Annotated in this window: 17 protein-coding genes and 3 tRNA genes; 11 read left to right on the plus strand and 9 right to left on the minus strand. The window is 55.3% G+C overall.

Annotated features, from left to right (window positions below; translation table 11 throughout):
* The first annotated feature begins 228 nt into the window (after positions 1-228).
* Positions 229-546, plus strand: coding sequence for a quaternary ammonium compound efflux SMR transporter SugE (gene sugE / locus H650_RS16295; protein WP_020456215.1), 318 nt, complete (start codon positions 229-231; stop codon positions 544-546).
* Here sugE and blc read toward each other — a convergent pair.
* The 5 genes from blc to frdA form a co-directional block, all read right to left on the minus strand.
* Positions 543-1,073 (minus strand): outer membrane lipoprotein Blc, encoded by a 531-nt coding sequence (blc, locus tag H650_RS16300; protein WP_020456216.1) that lies wholly within the window; start codon positions 1,071-1,073, stop codon positions 543-545. The two genes, sugE and blc, sit on opposite strands and share 4 nt — an antisense overlap.
* Before the next feature lie 85 nt (positions 1,074-1,158).
* Positions 1,159-1,518, minus strand: a complete 360-nt coding sequence (gene frdD / locus H650_RS16305; protein ID WP_017459187.1) for a fumarate reductase subunit FrdD — start codon at positions 1,516-1,518, stop codon at positions 1,159-1,161.
* A 10-nt stretch (positions 1,519-1,528) separates the two neighbouring features.
* On the minus strand, positions 1,529-1,924 hold the full coding sequence (gene frdC / locus H650_RS16310; RefSeq protein ID WP_020456217.1) for a fumarate reductase subunit FrdC: 396 nt from the start codon (positions 1,922-1,924) through the stop codon (positions 1,529-1,531).
* A gap of 10 nt (positions 1,925-1,934) precedes the next feature.
* On the minus strand, positions 1,935-2,669 hold the full coding sequence (locus H650_RS16315; RefSeq protein ID WP_020456218.1) for a succinate dehydrogenase/fumarate reductase iron-sulfur subunit: 735 nt from the start codon (positions 2,667-2,669) through the stop codon (positions 1,935-1,937).
* Positions 2,662-4,452, minus strand: coding sequence for a fumarate reductase (quinol) flavoprotein subunit (gene frdA / locus H650_RS16320; RefSeq protein WP_020456219.1), 1,791 nt, complete (start codon positions 4,450-4,452; stop codon positions 2,662-2,664). Before frdA ends, H650_RS16315 begins: the two co-directional genes overlap by 8 nt.
* Before the next feature lie 307 nt (positions 4,453-4,759).
* On the opposite strand from frdA, the gene epmA reads away from it, so the two are divergent.
* Positions 4,760-5,737 carry an elongation factor P--(R)-beta-lysine ligase gene (gene epmA / locus H650_RS16325; RefSeq protein ID WP_020456220.1) on the plus strand — a complete coding sequence of 326 codons (978 nt, stop codon included), beginning with the start codon at positions 4,760-4,762 and terminating at the stop codon, positions 5,735-5,737.
* A gap of 52 nt (positions 5,738-5,789) precedes the next feature.
* Here the strand turns inward: epmA and mscM are convergent, their stop codons facing one another.
* From mscM to rsgA, 3 genes are all read right to left on the minus strand, one after another.
* Positions 5,790-9,122: a miniconductance mechanosensitive channel MscM gene (gene mscM / locus H650_RS16330; protein ID WP_020456221.1), complete on the minus strand. Its 3,333-nt coding sequence runs from the start codon at positions 9,120-9,122 to the stop codon at positions 5,790-5,792.
* Between the two features lie 24 nt (positions 9,123-9,146).
* The gene (asd, locus tag H650_RS16335; protein WP_020456222.1) at positions 9,147-10,115 is read right to left on the minus strand and encodes an archaetidylserine decarboxylase; all 969 of its coding nucleotides are present in this window, start codon (positions 10,113-10,115) and stop codon (positions 9,147-9,149) included.
* Positions 10,116-10,213: 98 nt separating this feature from the next.
* Positions 10,214-11,269 carry a small ribosomal subunit biogenesis GTPase RsgA gene (rsgA, locus tag H650_RS16340; RefSeq protein WP_020456223.1) on the minus strand — a complete coding sequence of 352 codons (1,056 nt, stop codon included), beginning with the start codon at positions 11,267-11,269 and terminating at the stop codon, positions 10,214-10,216.
* Between the two features lie 94 nt (positions 11,270-11,363).
* Here rsgA and orn point away from each other — a divergent pair, with 94 nt between their 5' ends.
* The 4 genes from orn to H650_RS16360 all read left to right on the plus strand — a co-directional run bounded on the left by orn (position 11,364) and on the right by H650_RS16360 (position 12,528).
* Positions 11,364-11,909 carry an oligoribonuclease gene (gene orn, locus H650_RS16345; RefSeq protein ID WP_020456224.1) on the plus strand — a complete coding sequence of 182 codons (546 nt, stop codon included), beginning with the start codon at positions 11,364-11,366 and terminating at the stop codon, positions 11,907-11,909.
* A gap of 255 nt (positions 11,910-12,164) precedes the next feature.
* Positions 12,165-12,240 (plus strand) — tRNA-Gly (locus tag H650_RS16350).
* Between the two features lie 63 nt (positions 12,241-12,303).
* Positions 12,304-12,379 (plus strand) — tRNA-Gly (locus H650_RS16355).
* A 73-nt stretch (positions 12,380-12,452) separates the two neighbouring features.
* A tRNA-Gly gene (locus H650_RS16360) sits at positions 12,453-12,528 on the plus strand.
* 269 nt (positions 12,529-12,797) lie between these two features.
* Here H650_RS16360 and queG read toward each other — a convergent pair.
* Positions 12,798-13,937 (minus strand): tRNA epoxyqueuosine(34) reductase QueG, encoded by a 1,140-nt coding sequence (queG, locus tag H650_RS16365; RefSeq protein WP_020456225.1) that lies wholly within the window; start codon positions 13,935-13,937, stop codon positions 12,798-12,800.
* Between queG and nnr the strand changes: the two genes are divergently transcribed.
* The 5 genes from nnr to miaA are packed head-to-tail and all read left to right on the plus strand — an operon-like array spanning position 13,936 to position 20,072.
* Entirely contained in the window at positions 13,936-15,462 is a 1,527-nt protein-coding gene (gene nnr, locus H650_RS16370; protein WP_020456226.1) for a bifunctional ADP-dependent NAD(P)H-hydrate dehydratase/NAD(P)H-hydrate epimerase, read from the plus strand. The genes queG and nnr overlap by 2 nt on opposite strands.
* On the plus strand, positions 15,455-15,916 hold the full coding sequence (gene tsaE, locus H650_RS16375; protein WP_017459175.1) for a tRNA (adenosine(37)-N6)-threonylcarbamoyltransferase complex ATPase subunit type 1 TsaE: 462 nt from the start codon (positions 15,455-15,457) through the stop codon (positions 15,914-15,916). The genes nnr and tsaE overlap by 8 nt, the downstream gene beginning before the upstream one ends.
* A 16-nt stretch (positions 15,917-15,932) precedes the next feature.
* Complete coding sequence (gene amiB, locus H650_RS16380) at positions 15,933-17,261, plus strand: N-acetylmuramoyl-L-alanine amidase AmiB (RefSeq protein ID WP_020456227.1); 1,329 nt, start codon at positions 15,933-15,935, stop codon at positions 17,259-17,261.
* Between the two features lie 11 nt (positions 17,262-17,272).
* Positions 17,273-19,129 carry a DNA mismatch repair endonuclease MutL gene (gene mutL / locus H650_RS16385; protein ID WP_020456228.1) on the plus strand — a complete coding sequence of 619 codons (1,857 nt, stop codon included), beginning with the start codon at positions 17,273-17,275 and terminating at the stop codon, positions 19,127-19,129.
* Positions 19,122-20,072 (plus strand): tRNA (adenosine(37)-N6)-dimethylallyltransferase MiaA, encoded by a 951-nt coding sequence (miaA, locus tag H650_RS16390; protein WP_020456229.1) that lies wholly within the window; start codon positions 19,122-19,124, stop codon positions 20,070-20,072. The genes mutL and miaA overlap by 8 nt, the downstream gene beginning before the upstream one ends.
* Positions 20,073-20,121 lie beyond the last annotated feature (49 nt).

Here is a 20,121-nt window from a genome sequence, read left to right on the forward strand (position 1 = left end):
TGAATTCAGGAGAGCGGATTTATCATAGGGGGTAGATATGGTGAATAAATGCCGGAATTCCGCTGCGAACAGTGGCTATTTCTCGCTTTAAAACGCCTAAAATTGAGCAAGAACAAAAATATTGAAATAACGAGCCTAAAACGTCAAAATTTCCCTCTCTAACACGCCAAACGGGACGACCCGTTTGCGCTCATTCACAATGGGGACGGCCCCACACTGGAGCCAAAAATGTCCTGGTTAATTCTTCTTATTGCCGGTCTTCTTGAAGTGGTTTGGGCTATCGGCCTGAAATATACCCACGGTTTTACCCGGTTAATGCCAAGCCTGATTACCGTGACGGCGATGGTCGCAAGCGTCGTGCTGCTGTCATGGGCAATGAAAACATTGCCGGTGGGAACGGCATACGCCATCTGGACCGGTATTGGTGCAGTCGGCGCCGCCGTCGCCGGCATTGTGCTGCTCGGCGAATCGGCAAGCGTGGCGCGGATCCTCAGCCTCTGTCTGATTGTCGCCGGGATTATCGGATTGAAACTGAGCGCCCATTAATGGGGCTGGTTAATCCATAGCAGTTTGTCCACGGCAAACCCCTGTCGGGCCGCGATGTCCAGCATCTGCTGTTTTACGTCTGCCGGCAGGGTGGGCGTGCGGGACAATATCCAGAGATAGTCGCGGTCCGGCCCGCAAACCAGCGCGTAGCGGTAATCTTTGTCCAGTGCAAGGATGTTATAGCCGCCATAGAAGGGGCCGAAAAAGGAGACTTTCAGCGCAGCGGTGCGTGGGTCACCGGTAAAATACGCGGTGCCGGTGGCTTGCTGCCACATGGCGCGTTCCGTGTTGTAACCGCGATTCACTACCGTCAAACCGCCATCGTCGCGCAGGCTATACGTGGCGGTGACCCTTTCCAGCCCGCGTTCAAATGCGTGGTCAAAGCGGGCAATTTCGTACCATTTACCCAGATAGCGTTGCGTATTGAAATCTTGCACGACGGTCACGCCGTCAGGAGGAGTGGGAGAACTACAGCCGGAGATGAACAGCGCAGCGATAACAGTCATGATGAGAAGCATCAGGCGCATGAGATTTTCCTTCCAGATCTTTTCTTTAGGGTATAGACGCTGGCGGGAAATTTGCTCTCCTGCTTACGCAGGAGAGCGACTGCTATCAAAGAAATAAAACACCGATCAGGGTAACGACGGTGAGGATGGCCGCAAGACCATAAAACACCCATTTACCGCTGGGAACATGGATTTTTAAATCATGCATCATGTGGTGGATACGATGCAGACCGCACCACACCGGCAATACAATCATCAAAAAGATAAAGACGCGGCCAATAAAGCTTTGCGCAAACGCCAGCACGCGATCGTAACCGAGCGCGTCGCCGGGGTAGAACCCCAGCGGCAACAGCACGCCAATCAACAGCACGATAACCGGTGTGACAATCGCGCCCCACATACCGCCAGCGCCAAATAATCCCCAGAAAACGGGTTCGTCAGAACGTTTTGGATTCGGGTTAATCACGTTGGCCTCCTTACCAGAACAGTGCGACAAACAGGATCACCACGGTGACCACTGCCGTTACCACCCAAAGCCCTTTAATAACCGGCTCTGGACCCATTTTTTCGCCCTTAACAATAATGAGCTGGGCTTTCGGTGCCAGATCAAACCAGGTTTTGGTGTGCAGCAGTGCCGCCGCCAGCGCGATCAGGTTGAGGATCAGCACAATCGGGTTTTGAAGAAAATGTACAAACCCTGCCCAGCTTTCCGGCCCATGTTTCAGCGAAAAAAGACCGAAGATCAGTTCGAGGCTGAACCAGACCGCCGCGACCGCCGTTCCTTCACGCAGCATATAGAAGCGATAAAACGGCAGGGTTTTCCACCAGGTTGATGGCATGGGACGAACCCAGGCTTTGCGTTTAGTCGTCATAATGCACTCCTTAGCGTGGTTTCAGGGTGGCGATAAGAAAGTCTTTCGAGCTTTCTACCTTGCCCTGCTGAATAGCGGCGGCCGGATCGACATGCTTCGGACAGACTTCCGAGCAGTAACCGACAAACGTACAGCTCCACACGCCGTTCTGGCTGTTGAGTTGCCCCATGCGCTCTTTCTTACCGTTGTCGCGGCTATCGAGGTTATAGCGATGCGCCAGCGTGATCGCTGCCGGGCCGATAAATTCCGGATTCAGACCGAATTGCGGGCAAGCGGCATAACACAAACCACAGTTGATACAGCCGGAGAACTGGTGATACTTCGCCATCTGCGCCGGGGTTTGCTTGTTAGGCCCCTGATCCGGCGTGCGCGCGTTACCAATAATGTAGGGCTTAATCGCTTCAAGGCTTTCGATAAAGTGGGTCATATCGACCACCAAATCGCGCTCGATCGGGAAGTTAGCCAGCGCTTCGACTTTCAGCCCTTTCTCGTAATCGCGCAGAAAGGTTTTGCAGGCGAGTTTCGGCACTTTGTTAACCATCATGCCGCAGGAGCCGCAAATCGCCATACGGCACGACCAGCGATAGCTCAGGTCCGGCGCGAGGTTATCTTTGATATAGTTCAGCGCATCGAGCAGCGAAGTGGCTTCATCGTAGGGCACATCGTAAAAAGCGCTGTGCGGCGCGTTGTCTACTTCCGGGTTGTAACGGACAATCTCGATTTTCAGATTCTTCATCTCAGCCATTGTTCGTCTCCTTCTTCTCGGTCGCTTCAGCTTCAGCACCGTAGACGCGTTTTGCTGGCGGCAGCGTGGTGATCTTCACGTCGCTGTACTCCAGACGGGTTGCGCCATCGGCATCACGGAAAGCCAGCGTGTGCTTGAGGAAGTTAACGTCATCGCGCTCGGTACAGCCTTCATCCAGACGCTGATGCGCACCGCGAGACTCTTTACGTGCCAGCGCGGAGTGCGCCATACATTCGGCGACATTCAGGCCGTGGCCAAGTTCAATGGTGTAAAGGACATCGGTATTAAAGACGCTGGACGTGTCGGTGATGCGCACGCGTTTAAAGCGTTCCTGCAACTCCGCCAGCTTATCCACGGTTTTCTGCATCAGTTCCGGCGTACGGTAGATGCCGCAACCTTCTTCCATGGATTCACCCATTTCATCGCGGATTTTCGCCCAGCTTTCAGTGCCGTCCTGGTTCACCAGCGCTTTCAGGCGTTTTTCCACGTCGGCGGCTTGTGCGTTCAGCGCACTGTCATTGGCCTCGGTTGCGGTTGCGGCGCGTTCCATAGCGCGTTCACCGGCAAGGCGACCAAACACCACCAGCTCCGCCAGCGAGTTCGAGCCAAGACGGTTTGCGCCATGCAGGCCGACAGACGAGCACTCACCCACGGCAAACAGACCCTTGATTCGGGATTCGCAGTTTTGATCGGTTTCGATACCGCCCATGGTGTAGTGCGCGGTTGGACGTACCGGAATCGGCTCTTTGACCGGATCGACGCCAACATAGGCTTTCGCCAGCTCGCAGATAAACGGCAAACGTTCGTTGATTTTCTTCGCGCCGAGATGGCGTAAATCGAGGTGTACCACATCGCCACGCGGTGTGGAGATGGTGTTGCCTTTGCGCCACTCGTGCCAGAACGCCTGCGACACTTTGTCGCGCGGGCCAAGCTCCATATATTTGTTTTTCGGCTCGCCGAGCGGGGTTTCCGGGCCCATGCCGTAATCCTGCAAATAGCGGTAGCCGTTCTTGTTGACGAGGATCCCACCTTCACCGCGGCAACCTTCAGTCATCAGAATGCCGGAGCCGGGCAGGCCGGTCGGGTGGTACTGCACAAACTCCATGTCGCGCAGCGGCACGCCGTGTGCCAGCGCCATGCCCATACCGTCGCCGGTGACAATGCCGCCGTTGGTGTTGTAACGGTAAACGCGACCCGCGCCGCCCGTTGCCATCACCACCGCATTGGCGCGGATCTGCACCAGCGTACCTTCCATCATATTCATGGCCACCAGCCCGCGGGCATGGTTGTCATCGACCAGGATATCCAGTACGAAATGCTCGTCGAAACGTTGGATTTGTGGGAACTGAAGGGATGTCTGGAACAGGGTATGCAGCATGTGGAAGCCGGTTTTATCGGCGGCGAACCAGGTACGTTCGATTTTCATCCCGCCGAAGCGGCGCACATTGACCGTTCCATCAGGACGGCGGCTCCACGGACAGCCCCACTGTTCAAGCTGGGTCATCTCTGTCGGGCAATGATGCACAAAATAGTCAACGACATCCTGTTCGCAGAGCCAGTCACCGCCAGCAACGGTATCGTGGAAATGGTACTCGAAGCTGTCATGATCCTGGGCGACGGCGGCAGAGCCGCCTTCCGCAGCAACGGTGTGGCTGCGCATGGGATAGACTTTTGAAATCAGTGCGATTTTGGCGTTGGGGTGGGCTTGCGCCGCAGCGATCGCGGTGCGTAATCCCGCTCCGCCTGCGCCAATCACAGCGATATCGGCTTGAAAGGTATGCACGACATTCCTCCAGATTATTGTTGTTCCGCAACGATAAGCCTGAAGCGCTCAAGGTAGTTGCGGATATGTTCCACTGCTCCTTTTTGGGTAAGGGCAGTATAACCGTAGAGATTCGGGGGAAATTTGATGCGTTCGATTTTTTTGCTGTTCTATGCGGTGATATGTCATCGATCTTGATTGATATCACCATTAAATGTTTATCCATCTAGTTATAGACGACATTAATGAAATTATTTTGCGCAAAATTTGTCTCTGCGGATCGATGCGGGTAGACTTCGTGCCCTTGTCTGAAATCGGAGAAAGTACCATGAGCGAGACGGCAACCTGGCAGCCGAGCGCATCCATCCCCAACCTGTTGAAACGCGCGGCAATTATGGCGGAAATTCGCCGTTTCTTTGCCGATCGCGGCGTGCTTGAGGTGGAAACGCCCTGTATGAGCCAGGCGACGGTGACAGATATTCACCTGTTCCCGTTCGAAACCCGTTTTGTTGGCCCAGGCCACTCTCAGGGGCTCAATCTTTATCTGATGACCAGCCCGGAATATCACATGAAACGCCTGCTGGCTGCGGGATGTGGCCCGGTATTCCAGCTGTGCAGAAGTTTTCGTAACGAAGAGATGGGCCGTCATCACAACCCTGAATTCACCATGCTCGAGTGGTATCGCCCGCACTACGACATGTATCGTCTGATGAATGAAGTGGATGATTTGCTGCAACAGGTGCTGGAGTGCCCGGCGGCGGAGTCGCTCTCTTACCAGCAGGCTTTCCAGCGTTATCTGGAAATCGACCCACTCTCCGCTGATAAAACCCAGCTGCGTGAAGCGGCGGCGAAACTTGATCTGAGTAATATCGCCGATACAGAAGAAGATCGGGACACGTTGCTGCAACTGCTGTTCTCCATGGGCGTGGAACCGCAGATCGGTAAAGATCGTCCGGCTTTTGTGTATCACTTTCCGGCAAGCCAGGCGGCGCTGGCGCAGATCAGTACCGAAGATCACCGCGTTGCTGAACGTTTTGAGGTTTATTTCAAAGGCATTGAGCTGGCGAACGGTTTCCATGAGCTGACCGATGCCCGCGAACAGCAGCAGCGTTTCGAGCAGGATAATCGCAAACGTGCCGCGCGCGGTTTGCCGCAGCAACCGGTGGATGTAAACCTGCTGGAAGCACTCAAAGCCGGTCTGCCGGATTGCTCCGGTGTTGCGCTGGGCGTGGACCGTCTGGTGATGCTGGCGCTGCAGGCTGAAAGCCTGGCGGATGTGATTGCATTTACCGTCGACCGGGCCTGATGACCCGATGAATGAACAGTAAAAAGGCGCCTGAGGCGCCTTTTTTGTTGGCTTACAAACTGCCCGCCGGGCGGCTGCTTTTGCCGGAGGACGTCAGCGTTCTTGCCGTGCGTTTGCCGTCGAGACTCTCCAGACGCATCTGGAACGGCGGGAACGGCAAATCGATACCGTGTTCGCGGAAGCCCGCCAGAATCAGCTGGTGGATTTCGTGGCGCAGCGGCATGCGATGCCCCATTTCCGCCGCATAAATGCGTAGCTCAAACAGTTGCAAACCTTGCTGCAAATCGACGAGGAACACTTCCGGCGCCGGGTTATCAATCACCAGCGAACAGCGTTCGGCCGCAGTGTAAAGAATTTGCGTCACCTCTTCGCTATTGGCATCGGCGGGTGCCGGCACCGTCAGCACCACGCGCGTGACCGAATCCGACAACGACCAGTTAATAAACTGTTCGGTGATAAACGCCTTGTTCGGCACGATGATCTCTTTGCGATCCCAGTCGCTGATAGTCGTCGCGCGCGTATTGATCTTGGTGACGCTACCGGTCAGATCGCGGATCGTCACCGTATCGCCAATGCGGATTGGTTTTTCAAACAGGATAATCAGGCCAGAGATAAAGTTGGCGAAAATCTCCTGCAAGCCAAAACCCAGCCCAACGCCGAGTGCCGCGACCAGCCACTGTAATTTGGCCCACTCAATACCGATCATCGAGAAGCCTACCAATCCGCCAAACAGCATTAACAGATATTTGGTGATCGTGGTGATGGCATAACCCGTGCCCGGTGCCAGATCCAGATGTTGCAGTAGCGCCAGCTCCAGCAAGGCGGGGAGGTTGCGCACCAGTTGGGTGGTGATAATAAACACCAGGATGGCGATCAGCACCGCGCCGAGGGTGATGGGCTCCAGGCTTTCCACGCCTTGTACCGTTGAGGTGACATCCCATAGCGGGATATTTTCCAGAAAGCCAAAGGCGGAATGGATTTCGGACCACAGCACAATCACCGACAGCAGGGCGATCAGCATCAGGATCGAACGCACCAGGCGCAATGACTGTACGCTGATGGCATCAAGATCGACTTCCGGCTCATCCACCTCGGCAGTGCCTTCGGTACTGGTGTGATGGGGAACATCTTCTTCACCACGGGCGCGTTGGGCGAGGATCTCCGCGCGGCGGTGGCGGGCGCGTTCAAAGGCCAGACGGCGACGCTGGATCAGCATCCAGCGGCGGATGATGTGATAGACCACCAGCAACAGGAACCAGATGGCGACCGAGGTTTCCAGACGCGCCAGCAGCGCCTGCGCCGTAGCCAGATAACCCACGCAGGCAGCCAGAATCGCCGCCAGAGGCGCGCTGAGCAACAGGTTCCACAGCAGGTGGTTGGGCATATTTTCACTGCTGCCAGCTTTATCAACATACAACGGGATCCCGGCACGCTTCAGGCTTAGCGTCACAATCGCCAGCGCCCCGCAAATCAGAATAAAACAGAGCCGCCCCAGCGACGCCGAAAACTCACGATCGTTAAGGTTATCAAACATGATCAGCGCCATGATCAGCGGCACAATAAAACCGATGCTCATCAGGTAATAACGCATCCCTCTTGCCACACGGTTACGCGGCCAGCCGAAGTGGGCGACAAATAAGCCGGTCGGGCGGGCGAATGTGGCGCAGATCATCACCACCCACAGCAGCGGCACGGTGGCGGTTACGCCGTCGCCAATCGCCACTGCCAGCGGGTAGGGCCACGCTTCCTGCAAACCGTAGCCGAGCGTTTTCCACAATACTGGCAGCGGCGATGCAACCAGAATCGACCAGAACACCGTACGCATGGTGAGCCAGAAGTGATCCTGCGTCACTTTGCCCACGCGCGCGCTGGAACGCTCCAGAAAGCGCGTAAAGTGACGACGGGAGTAAATGCTAAAGCCCACCAGCAGCAACGCGCCAAACAGCGGAAATAACGTCTCTTTGCTGGTGAGCATCATGGCGCTGGCTTTGCCCAACTGGTTGATGGTATCGAGCGAAAGCAAGCGACGCAGATCCTGTACGATCTCAATCGGCCAGGCGAAGGAGATAGGGCTGACATCCGCCGTCCAGAACAGATAGCGGTGCGTAGCTTCATTCACTTCTTTTAGCGCGTCTTCCAACTGGCTATTGGAAACTTTGAGCTTGGTGAGTTCAAGGATTAGCGTATCGCCGCCCTGCAATAGCGAATTCAGCAGTTCGCGCTGGGTGCGCAGTTGTGCTTCCAGAATGCGGTTTTGCTCAGCCGTCAGCGCCTGACCATCCGCCTGGCGGATTTGTCGCAGTTGCGGCTGCTTGTTCAGCAGATCTTCATAGCGCATGCGATGCACACGCAACTGCGCCATTTCGGTATCAAGCTGCTGCGGTTTTGGCATCTCTGGCAGACGAGCGACCTGTGCGCGTAGCGCTTCACCGAGCATATTGGACGCGCCAAGCCATTGCGATTGTTCACGCAGGGTATTCAGCGCCTGACGAACCTGCAATGTCTGCCCGGTGGCCTGGCGCTGCTGTGAGGCCACCAGATCCATACGCTGCGCCTGCTGGTTCAGCGCCTGTGACAACTCGCGGTTAATGCGGAACTGCTCGACAATTCCCGCCGGTAAGTTGGCGCTGTTTTCGGCCAGTAATTCGGTGCTTTCCAGCGCCTGTTCCGCTTCGCGCTGGCGCTGACTGTTGAGTTGATTACGCAACGCTTGTAAATACGCGTCTAATTGCTGGCTCTGTTTTTGTGCCAGCTCGGAGCGCATGCGCGCCAGCTCCTGGCGGTTATTTGCTGATAGCTGTGCCAGCTCCAGTTCGTCAACCAGTGCTTTCAGCTTCGCGGATTCCGCCTGCGCGCCAAAGTTTTGTGCTTGTGCCAGCGGGGTATTGCTGTTTTGCGCGCCGAGGCGGCGTTCAACTTCGGTGACCTGGCGGCGTGCGTCGGTTTGCTGCTGCGGTAGCTGACTTAGCGAATCGCTAATTTCCCGCGCGCGCTCCTGCTCCTGCTGCGCTAAACGGGTTTTCTCCAGCAACTGGCTGCTGACTTGCAGGATCTCCTGATTCAGCGCGTCGCTGCTCATGCCCGCCGGAACGGGTTTCGGTTCATCACGCAGGTTATCGAGCTGCGCGCGCAACGTTCTGGAGAGTTTGGGGAAGTTATCAATGACTTCTTGATATTGTTTGGCGCGCTCGAGTGAACCTTTACGTTCTTCGAGCGCGTTTAGCGCGGCCTGGAGCACCTCGACGGTTTCGGCCTGATCCGGCGTATTTTTCGCCGCTTTGGCTTGCTCCAGCTCCTGGGCGATTTGCCGGGCATCGGGGGCCGTTGCGGCGATAGCCCCCAGGCTGAGGCACCAGGCCATCAGAAAAACGATAATCAGGCGCACATCAGTCTCCAGAATGGTTAAGGCTTAGCTTTCGTCTTGCTTGTCGTCTACCAGCGGGCTGGCGTCATGCTCTGCTTTGATTTCCGCTTCCGGAAGCGGTGCCGGTTGTGCATCAACAGGCGCGAAGGTTTCGGCGGAAATCGCCAGCGGCTGGCCAATTTTGGTCACTGACAGGCTCTGTAACTGCTCGACTAAATTCACTTTGCCCGGCGCAAACAGGTTAATTACGGTAGAACCGAGTTTGAAACGGCCCATCTCCTGGCCTTTCAGCAGGGCAACTGCGCCTTCGCTTTCACCGGCAGGCCAGGTCCAGCGTTTGATGATGCCTTCGCGCGGTGGAGTGATGGTGCCCGCCCATACGGTTTCGATGCTGCCGACAATCGTCGCACCGACAAGGATTTGCGCCATCGGACCAAACTCGGTATCAAACAGGCAGATCACGCGTTCGTTACGGGCAAACAGGTTCGGCACGTTCTGCGCCGTCAAATGGTTCACGGAGAAAAGATCGCCCGGCACGTAAATCATCTCGCGCAGGATGCCGTTGCACGGCATGTGCACGCGGTGATAGTCGCGCGGCGAGAGATAGGTGGTGACAAAGCTACCGTTACGGAACAGATCCGCCATCAGGTAGTTGCCCGCCAGCAGCGCTTCCAGGGTGTAGTTGTGCCCTTTGGCCTGCAGAATTTTGTCGTTATCGATAGCGCCAAGTTGGCTAATCACACCGTCCGCAGGCATCACCAGCACGTTCGGGTCAGTATCGAGCGGGCGCACTTCGTCACGCAGTGGGCGGACGAAAAAGTCGTTAAAAGTGCGGTAGCTGGCGGTGTCCGGCTTCTGCGCTTCTTTCATATCGACCTTGTAGTATTTCACGAACAGATCGATAACCAGTTTGGTCAGCCAGCCTGCACGTTTGCTCGCGCCCCAGCCCGCCAGGCGAGTGAGCCACAGTTTAGGCAGAATATATTGAAGCGAAAGTTTAAATGAGTTTAACAAGGTAGCCTCCAGGCTATTGTTTTTGTCGTTCCTGACCCGGCGCGTAAGCGCCGAAGCCTTTAAAAAGGGGACGATTTTAGCGACGCTAAGCGTAGTTGTCAGTCATCAGATTCAGAAAAGCTTTTACGCGTTTTTACTTGCGACATGCTCTCAAGAATGCGGTGGTAGTTTTCAAACCGACTTTCGGCGATTTCGCCTTTCTCTACCGCTTCGCGGATGGCGCAACCTGGGTCGGTATCGTGCTTGCAGTCGCGGTATTTGCAATGACCAAGATAGTCATGGAATTCGACAAAGCCGTTGGTGATTTGTTCCGGTTCGAGATGCCAGAGACCAAACTCGCGAACGCCCGGCGAATCAATCACATCGCCGCCATGTGGGAAATGATACAGCCGCGCCGCAGTCGTGGTGTGCTGGCCAAGACCAGAGACGTCGGAAACGTCGTTGGTGAGGATTTGATCTTCCTGAAAATCGAGCAACGCATTGAGCAGGCTCGATTTCCCCACCCCGGACTGACCCGCAAAAATGCTTATGCGGTCGGTCAAGGCTTCAACAAGCGGTGCCAGCCCGTCTTGCGTATGGCTTGAAACCATCAGCACCTTGTAGCCAATCCCACGATAGATATCCATCTGCTCGTTAACGAAGCGCAAGCTGTCGTCATCCAGCAGATCAATTTTGTTCAGCACAATTAACGGCTCAACCTGCAGGGTTTCACACGCCACCAGATAGCGGTCGATGATATTGAGCGATAACTCCGGCAAGATGGCGGAAACCACGACGATCTGGTCGATGTTTGCCGCGATCGGTTTGACGCCATCGTAAAAGTCAGGGCGCGTCAGCACCGAGGTGCGTTCATGGACCGCTTCTACGATGCCTTTCACGCTAACGCCTTCTGCCGCCTCTTTACCCGGACGCCACACCACGCGATCGCCGGTCACCAGCGAGCGGATAGTGCGACGTATGTTGCAGCGATGCACTTCGCCATCGGCGGATTCCACATCGGCGTGCATGCCAAAGCGGCTGATCACCACCCCTTCGGACGGATCGCCGAACAGGTTGTCATCGTAGTCAGCTTTCTCCGCAGACGTTTTTAGTCGGCGCTGATGGTTCGCATTGACGCGGCGCTGCTGCCCTTTGGAGAGTTTATTTTTACTCAATCGTGCTGGCTCCTGGTCGCCCCGGATGGGCAAAACGACTATGATACACGCAATTTTAGATGAATATAGTTACGCGAGAAGGGTGGAAAATAGCATGAGCGCAAATGAAAACAACCTCATTTGGATCGATCTTGAAATGACGGGATTAGATCCCGAGCGCGATCGCATTATTGAAATCGCGACGCTGGTGACCGATGCAAACCTCAACATTCTGGCGGAAGGTCCGGTAATTGCCGTTCACCAATCCGACGCGCAATTAGCGCTGATGGATGACTGGAACGTACGTACGCACACCGGTAGCGGCCTGGTGGATCGCGTCAAGGCCAGCCAACTGGATGACCGTGCGGCAGAACTGGCGACTATAGCGTTCCTGAAAGAGTGGGTACCTGCGGGGAAATCGCCGATTTGCGGTAACAGTATTGGCCAGGATCGCCGCTTTCTGTTTAAGTACATGCCGGAGCTCGAAGCCTATTTCCACTATCGCTACCTGGATGTCAGCACGTTGAAAGAGCTGGCGCGCCGCTGGAAACCGGAAGTGCTTGAAGGGCTGAAAAAGCAGAACACGCATCAGGCGCTGGATGATATTCGCGAATCGGTGGCGGAACTTGCTTACTATCGCGAGCATTTTATTAAGCTGTAATACAAAAGCGGCGCGGAGCCGGAAATTTTAGCTTCGGCTCTGTAAGCCACTAACCGCGCGACTTTGCTGGAAAAATGCGCGTTTTGTTGATTAAATCGGCACTTGAACAAAAAAAGCGAAAATTTGCTTTCGGGGGCTTGCAGCAGGAAGGATTTCTCGTATAATGCGCCTCCCGTGAAGACACAGAAATGTGCAACACGGCATCACGAAATTTTAGTGAAAAGCGTAAGCAACTTACTGAAAAATCGATGATAAGCGGGAATAGCTCAGTTGGTAGAGCACGACCTTGCCAAGGTCGGGGTCGCGAGTTCGAGTCTCGTTTCCCGCTCCAAAATTTGAAATGCACCATCCAGATTTACTGGCTTCGGCATTGACGTTGAATCCAGATAAATATGCGGGAATAGCTCAGTTGGTAGAGCACGACCTTGCCAAGGTCGGGGTCGCGAGTTCGAGTCTCGTTTCCCGCTCCAAATTTGAAATGCCGAAAGGCACGCACCATCCAGATTTACTGGTGACGGCAAGCAAGCCAAACCAGATAAGTATGCGGGAATAGCTCAGTTGGTAGAGCACGACCTTGCCAAGGTCGGGGTCGCGAGTTCGAGTCTCGTTTCCCGCTCCAAATTTTCAAATCCAATAAATTATCCACAGCGGGTTTCCTCGTTGGGGACGTTTTTTATTGTCTTCGCTAAACGTTTGTGAACAGACTTATCCACAGGCGAGCCTTTCATTCGCAACACAACGATTACTTCGATAAGCAAACGATTTTCTTTTAATGCGTTGAAAATAAATAAGAAAATAACATTTCAAACTGTTAACGCGATCGCTTGACGATTTTGTGAACGTTGAATCGTAATGTGTTTTTAATTTTATTCACAAGCTGTGGATGGCTCAGGCATCGCGTGGTAACCCTTTTTCAACCACCCGAACCAGCCGTTGTTTTTTCGACGTCTGGACTTCCACCACGCAGGCGTTACGCTTCTCAATTTGCTGCGCAATCGCCCACTGTATGTGTTCGTCGAGAAGTGGGTGCTCACCCAGACGTTGTTCCAGTGCCTGAATATTGGCAACGTCCCACGGCGCATTCCCCAGCGCGACGGCAATATTCCGCAGCCAGCGCAGATGACCAATACGGCGTATGGCCGAACCCTCAGTGATTTTCAAAAAATACGCCTCGGTCCAGCCGAACAGTTCAACCAACTCTGGAGCGTGCAGCGCTTTACGCGGGCTGAAATCCTCTTCTTCGGTTAACTGAGAGAAACGGTTCCACGGGCAGATCAACTGACAATCATCACAGCCGTAGATACGGTTACCTATCAGCGGACGAAATTCTTCTGGGATAGCCCCTTCCAGCTCAATGGTGAGGTAAGAAATGCAGCGCCGGGCATCGACCGTATAGGGTTCGACAATTGCGCCGGTCGGGCAGATGGTCATGCAGGCCACACAGCGGCCACAGCCTTCTTCCACCGGTTGGTCGACGGGAAGCGGTAAATCGATCAATAACTCGCCAAGGAAAAAGAACGAGCCAGCGTCACGGCTTAAGATAAGTGAGTGCTTACCTGTCCAGCCAAGCCCGGCTTTTTCCGCCAGCGGGCGCTCGAGAATGGGCGCAGAATCGACAAAAGGTCTAAAATTCAGCGAAGCACATTGCTGCTGGATCAGCTCGCCGAGCTTTTTTAACCGGTTGCGCAGCAGCTTATGGTAATCGCGGCCCAGCGCATAACGGCTGACATAGCCAAGCGTCGGGTTTTTCAACGTGCTGGCGAAGGCCGCTTGTGCGGGAAGGTAGTTCATTCGCACGCTGATTACGCGTAGCGTGCCGGGGAGAAGCTCGTGGGGACGGGCGCGCATCATGCCGTGACGCGCCATCCACTCCATCTCGCCGTGATATTGTTTATCCAGCCATGCCTGTAACGCAGGTTCGCTGGCGCTGAGATCGGTATCGGTAATACCGACCTGCTGAAAACCCAGTTCAGTGCCCCACTGTTTGATTTGTTGCGCTAAGTGATTGAGATCGAGGGGTTCTGACATGACGGACCATACAATGAAGAAAATCGCAGCAAGTATACCACACTCTGTCTGGCCTGCTGAGGACCTCAGACGCGCTGAAAAAGAGGCGGCGGATAGCCTTGGCATTACGCTTTATGAACTGATGCAGCGCGCGGGAGAAGCGGCGTTCAACATTGCGCGGGAACACTTTCCTGATGCGCGCTGCTGGCTTGTGCTTTGCGGCCACGGTAATAACGGTGGTGACGGCTATGTGGTGGCGCGTTTAGCCGCAGCGGCGGGGCTTTCCGTGACGCTGCTGGCGCTGGAAAGCAACAAACCGCTGCCGGAAGAGGCCGCGCAGGCGCGCGAGGCGTGGCTCAACGCGGGTGGCGAGATCCATGCGGCTGACGTTCTGTGGCCGGAACAGGTTGATCTCATAATTGATGGGCTGCTTGGCACCGGCCTTACCAGTGCGCCGCGCGATGATGTGGCGGCGCTGATTGATCATGCCAATGCGCACCGGGCTCCCGTGCTGGCGCTGGATATTCCCTCTGGCCTGAATGCGCAAACCGGCGCGGCCACTGGTGCGGTGATGCAGGCGCGTCATACGGTGACGTTTATCGCCCTTAAACCCGGTTTGCTAACGGGCAAAGCGCGCGATGTGGTTGGTCAATTACATCACCATGCGTTGGGGCTTGACGCCTGGCTTTCAGGCCAGCAAACATCTCTTTCCCGTTTTGATGCCACCCTGCTTACCCAATGGTTTACGCCACGGCGACCCACTTCGCATAAAGGTGATTTCGGGCGGCTGGTGATTATCGGTGGCGATCACGGAACGGCTGGCGCGGTGCGCATGGCGGGAGAAGCTGCGTTGCGCACAGGCGCTGGCCTGGTGCGGATTCTGACACGTAGCGAGAATATTGCGCCCATTATTACCGCGCGTCCGGAATTGATGGTGCACGAACTCACCGCCGAGTCGCTGGATGAGAGCCTTGAATGGGCAGATGTGGTGGTCATTGGCCCCGGTCTTGGGCAACTGGAGTGGGGTAAAAAGGCGCTCCAGAAAGTGGAAAATTTTCGCAAACCGATGTTATGGGATGCGGATGCGCTGAACCTTCTGGCAATCAATCCCGATAAACGTCACAATCGCGTTCTGACGCCGCACCCCGGCGAAGCCGCTCGCTTGCTTAACTGTAGCGTGGCAGAAATTGAAAGCGACCGCTTACTTTCCGCGCGGCGTCTGGTAAAACGTTACGCAGGTGTTGTCGTGCTGAAAGGTGCGGGGACGGTTATCGCGAGCGACGATGGCGAAACGGGCATTATTGATGCCGGTAACGCCGGGATGGCAAGTGGCGGAATGGGCGATGTGCTGTCGGGCATTATCGGTTCGCTACTGGGGCAAAAATTGAGCCTGTATGACGCGGCCTGCGCCGGCTGTGTCGCGCACGGCGCGGCGGCGGATCGCCTGGCGGTGCAGTACGGCCAGCGAGGCATGCTGGCAACCGATCTTTTTAGCACGCTGTTGCGTGTTGTTAACCCGGATGTAATTGAAATAGAAGATGATTAATCGAGTTATTCCTTTACCTGACGAGCAATCAACACTGGATCTCGGCAAGCGTGTGGCGCAGGCCTGCGACGGCGCGACAGTGATTTATTTATATGGCGATCTTGGTGCAGGTAAAACCACCTTTAGCCGGGGATTTCTGCAGGCTTTAGGCCATAACGGCAATGTCAAAAGCCCGACTTACACACTGGTTGAACCTTACACCCTCGATAAATTAATGGTGTATCACTTCGATTTGTACCGCCTTGCGGACCCGGAGGAGCTGGAATTTATGGGGATCCGTGATTATTTTGCCAACGATGCGATTTGTCTGGTCGAGTGGCCGCAACAAGGTGCGGGTGTACTGCCTGACCCGGATGTCGAAATCCATTTAGATTACCAGGCGCAGGGGCGTGAGGCGCGCATTAGCGCTGTATCCTCATCTGGCGATTCGTTACTGGCACGTATGGCCGGTTAACCGGAAGGATGACGGAATGATCTGTCGCGTGAAAAGTTGGTTGGCGCTCGCGTTGTTACTGCTGTGTACGCAGGTGAGTGCGGCGAGTTTAGCGGATATTCAGGTGTCGAATGGCGATAGCCAGGCGCGTATTACCTTCAGTTTTATGGGCGATCCTGACTATTCGTTTTCGCAGCAGGGCAAGCGCAGCGTTGCGCTGGACATCAAGCAGACCGGCGTGATTCAGGGGCTGCCGCTGCAGTTCAGTGGCAATAATCTGGTGAGAAGCATTCGTGCCGGTACCGCACAGGACAACCAGTCGATTCGGCTGGTGGTGGATCTGACGCAGAACGGCAAAACCCGCGCGGTGAAACAGCAAAGCGGAGCGGGCTACACTGTCGTCTTTACCATTGATGCTGATGTTCCTCCGCCGCCACCGCCGCCAAAAGTGGTAGTGAAACGCGCAGAAACCCCGGCGGTTATGCCGCAACAAACGGCACCGGGACGCAACCCGTTTAAAGGCGAAAACGATCGCATCACCAGCGTCACCAGCAGTAATACCATCACGCGGCCTGCGATGCAGTCGCGCGCGGTTTCTGGCGATAAAGTAGTGATTGCCATCGATGCCGGGCACGGCGGTCAGGACCCCGGCGCGATTGGCGCAGGGGGAACGCAGGAGAAAAATGTCACTATCTCTATCGCGCGGAAGCTGCGGACGTTACTGAATGGTGACCCCATGTTCAAACCGGTGATGACTCGCGATGGCGATTACTTTATTTCGGTGATGGGCCGCTCCGACGTGGCGCGTAAACAGAATGCAAACTTTCTGGTTTCGATCCATGCCGATGCCGCGCCTAACCGCGATGCAACCGGCGCTTCGGTATGGGTGCTGTCTAACCGCCGTGCAAACAGTGAAATGGCGGGCTGGCTGGAGCAGCATGAGAAACAATCCGAGCTGCTTGGCGGCGCGGGCGATGTGCTGGCAAATAGCCAGTCTGACCCTTATTTGAGCCAGGCGGTGCTGGATTTACAGTTCGGCCATTCGCAGCGCGTAGGCTATGATGTCGCCACCAGTATGCTCAGCCAGCTTCAGCGTATCGGTGCATTACATAAACGCCGCCCGGAACACGCCAGCCTTGGCGTTCTGCGCTCACCGGATATTCCGTCGGTGCTGGTCGAAACGGGCTTTATCAGTAACAGCAGCGAAGAGCGGCTACTGGGAAGCGATGCCTACCAGCAACAAATTGCCGAAGCGATTTACGGTGGGCTGCGTAACTATTTCCTCGCACATCCGTTGCAATCCTCGCCGCAGAGTGGCGGGCAAACCGCCAGTGCGGGCTCATCTGCTAACGGGCTGCTCAACTAAGGATTTATTTCATGCCGATACAGGTTCTACCGCCACAGCTTGCGAACCAGATCGCCGCGGGCGAAGTGGTTGAACGCCCTGCGTCGGTGGTGAAAGAGTTAGTGGAAAACAGCCTTGATGCTGGCGCAACGCGTATTGATATTGATATCGAGCGCGGCGGCGCGAAGTTAATTCGTATCCGTGATAACGGTGTCGGCATTAAAAAAGAGGAGCTGGCGCTGGCGCTGGCACGTCATGCCACCAGTAAAATTGCCTCTCTGGATGACCTGGAAGCGATTATCAGTCTTGGTTTTCGCGGCGAAGCGCTGGCGAGTATCAGCTCGGTTTCCCGTTTAACGTTGACTTCCCGTACAGCCGAACAGCAAGAAGCCTGGCAGGCTTACGCCGAAGGGCGCGAGATGGCGGTGACGGTGAAACCCGCTGCGCACCCGGTGGGCACGACGCTCGAAGTGCTGGATCTGTTTTACAACACGCCGGCGCGGCGCAAATTTATGCGCACGGAAAAAACCGAGTTCGGCCATATCGATGAAGTGATCCGCCGTATCGCACTGGCGCGTTTTGATGTCACCATTAACCTCAATCACAACGGTAAACTGGTGCGTCAGTACCGCGCGGTTGCTGAAGGGGGGCAGAAAGAGCGCCGCCTTGGCGCGATTTGCGGCACGGCATTTTTAGAGCAGGCGCTGGCCATTGAATGGCAGCATGGTGACCTAGCCCTGCGCGGCTGGGTGGCCGATCCCAAAAGTACCTCCAGCGCTTTCGCTGAAATCCAGTATTGCTATGTAAATGGCCGCATGATGCGCGACCGGCTGATAAACCACGCCATTCGCCAGGCATGTGAAGATAAGCTGGGCGCGGATCAGCAGCCTGCGTTTGTGCTTTATCTGGAAATCGATCCGCATCAAGTGGATGTGAATGTCCATCCGGCAAAACATGAAGTGCGCTTTCATCAGTCGCGCCTGGTACATGATTTTATCTACCAGGGCGTGTTAAGTGTGCTGCAACAGCAGATAGAAACACCGTTACCGCTTTCTGAAGAACCCGCGCCAAGAGCGCTGCCGGAAAACCGGGTCGCGGCAGGGCGTAACCAGTTTGCTGAACCGCTGATCGCTCGCGAGCCGCCAGCACCGCGTGTTTCCACTCCTTCTTCTGGGGGAGCGCGTAGCAATACCGCAGGTGCTCAACCGTGGCCTAACGCTCAGCCGGGTTATCAGAAACAGCAGGGGGCGCTCTATCGGCAATTGCTGGAAACCCCGGTTGTCGAACGTAAAAATGAAAACGCGGCGCCTGTCGCTCCGGCACTTGACGGGCACAGCCAGAGTTTTGGTCGCGTATTAACGCTTATTGCGCCGCATTTTGCGCTACTTGAGCGGGACGGAAAACTGGCACTACTGGCGCTGCCGGTTGCTGAACGCTGGCTGCGCCATGCACAACTGTCGCCAGACCACGCGCCTGCCTGCGGTCAACCGTTATTGATTCCGGTGCGTTTAAAAATCTCTGCGCAAGAGAGCGCCGTATTGAAGCGTGCCCAGGCAGTGCTTGCGGAAATGGGCATCGAATTTATTCCCGATGGACAACACGTGACCATTCGCGCAGTGCCTTTACCCTTGCGCCAACAAAATTTACAAATCTTGATTCCCGCTCTGATAGGCTACCTGGCGCAGCAGACAAGCATTGATGCGGTGAATATTGCTCACTGGCTGGCGCGCCAGCTGGCGAGTGAGCATCCACAATGGAGTGTGGCGCAGGCGATAACCCTGCTTGCCGACGTTGAACGGCTTTGTCCGCATCTGGTGAAGACCCCGCCGGATGGTTTATTACAACCTGTTGATTTAGAAAAGGCGATGAACGCCCTGAAAAATGAGTGAAGTGAGTAAGGCTGGCCTGCCGAAGGCTATTTTTTTGATGGGGCCCACGGCCTCCGGCAAAACCGCATTAGCCATTGAGCTTCGTAAAGTTTTGCCAGTAGAGTTGATAAGCGTAGATTCAGCCCTTATCTATCGGGGAATGGATATTGGTACCGCCAAGCCGAGCGCGGAAGAGTTACAGGCTGCGCCGCACCGGTTGTTGGATATTCTCGATCCGGCGGTAGCCTATTCCGCCGCTGATTTTCGCCGCGATGCGCTGGCGGAGATGAAAGAGATAACCGATGCAGGGCGAATTCCTCTGCTGGTGGGCGGTACGATGCTCTACTTTAAGGCGTTGCTGGAAGGGTTATCGCCTCTTCCGTCGGCAGACGCGCAAGTGCGAGCAGACATAGAAAAACAGGCGGCAGAGCGTGGATGGGAAGCGTTGCATCAGCAGTTGCGGGAGATCGATCCCGTTGCAGCAGCGCGGATTCATCCAAATGATCCGCAAAGGCTTTCCCGGGCACTGGAAGTTTTTTTCATTTCGGGTAAAACTTTAACGGATCTGACGCAAACGTCAGGAGACGCTCTGCCTTACCAGGTGCATCAGTTCGCCATCGCCCCGGCGAGCCGTGAACTGCTCCATCAACGAATCGAGCAGCGTTTTCATCAGATGTTGGCTTCAGGTTTTGAAGCAGAAGTGCGGGCGCTTTTTGCTCGTGGTGATTTGCATACGGATATGCCTTCCGTTCGTTGTGTGGGATACCGCCAGATGTGGTCATACATTGAAGGCGAAATTTCATACGATGAAATGGTTTATCGAGGTATTTGCGCGACGAGGCAGTTAGCCAAGCGGCAGATAACCTGGTTGCGGGGCTGGGATGGCGTTCACTGGTTAGAGAGTGAAAAGCCGGAAAAGTCTTACCGTGACGTGCTACAGGTTGTTAGTGCTATCGCAGGGTGAATGTGTACAATTAAGTCGTATGGCGCGCAAATTTTTACGCAGTTTTCAG

The sequence above is a fragment of the Enterobacter sp. R4-368 genome (genome assembly GCF_000410515.1).
In the GTDB taxonomy this organism is placed as follows: Bacteria; Pseudomonadota; Gammaproteobacteria; order Enterobacterales; family Enterobacteriaceae; genus Kosakonia.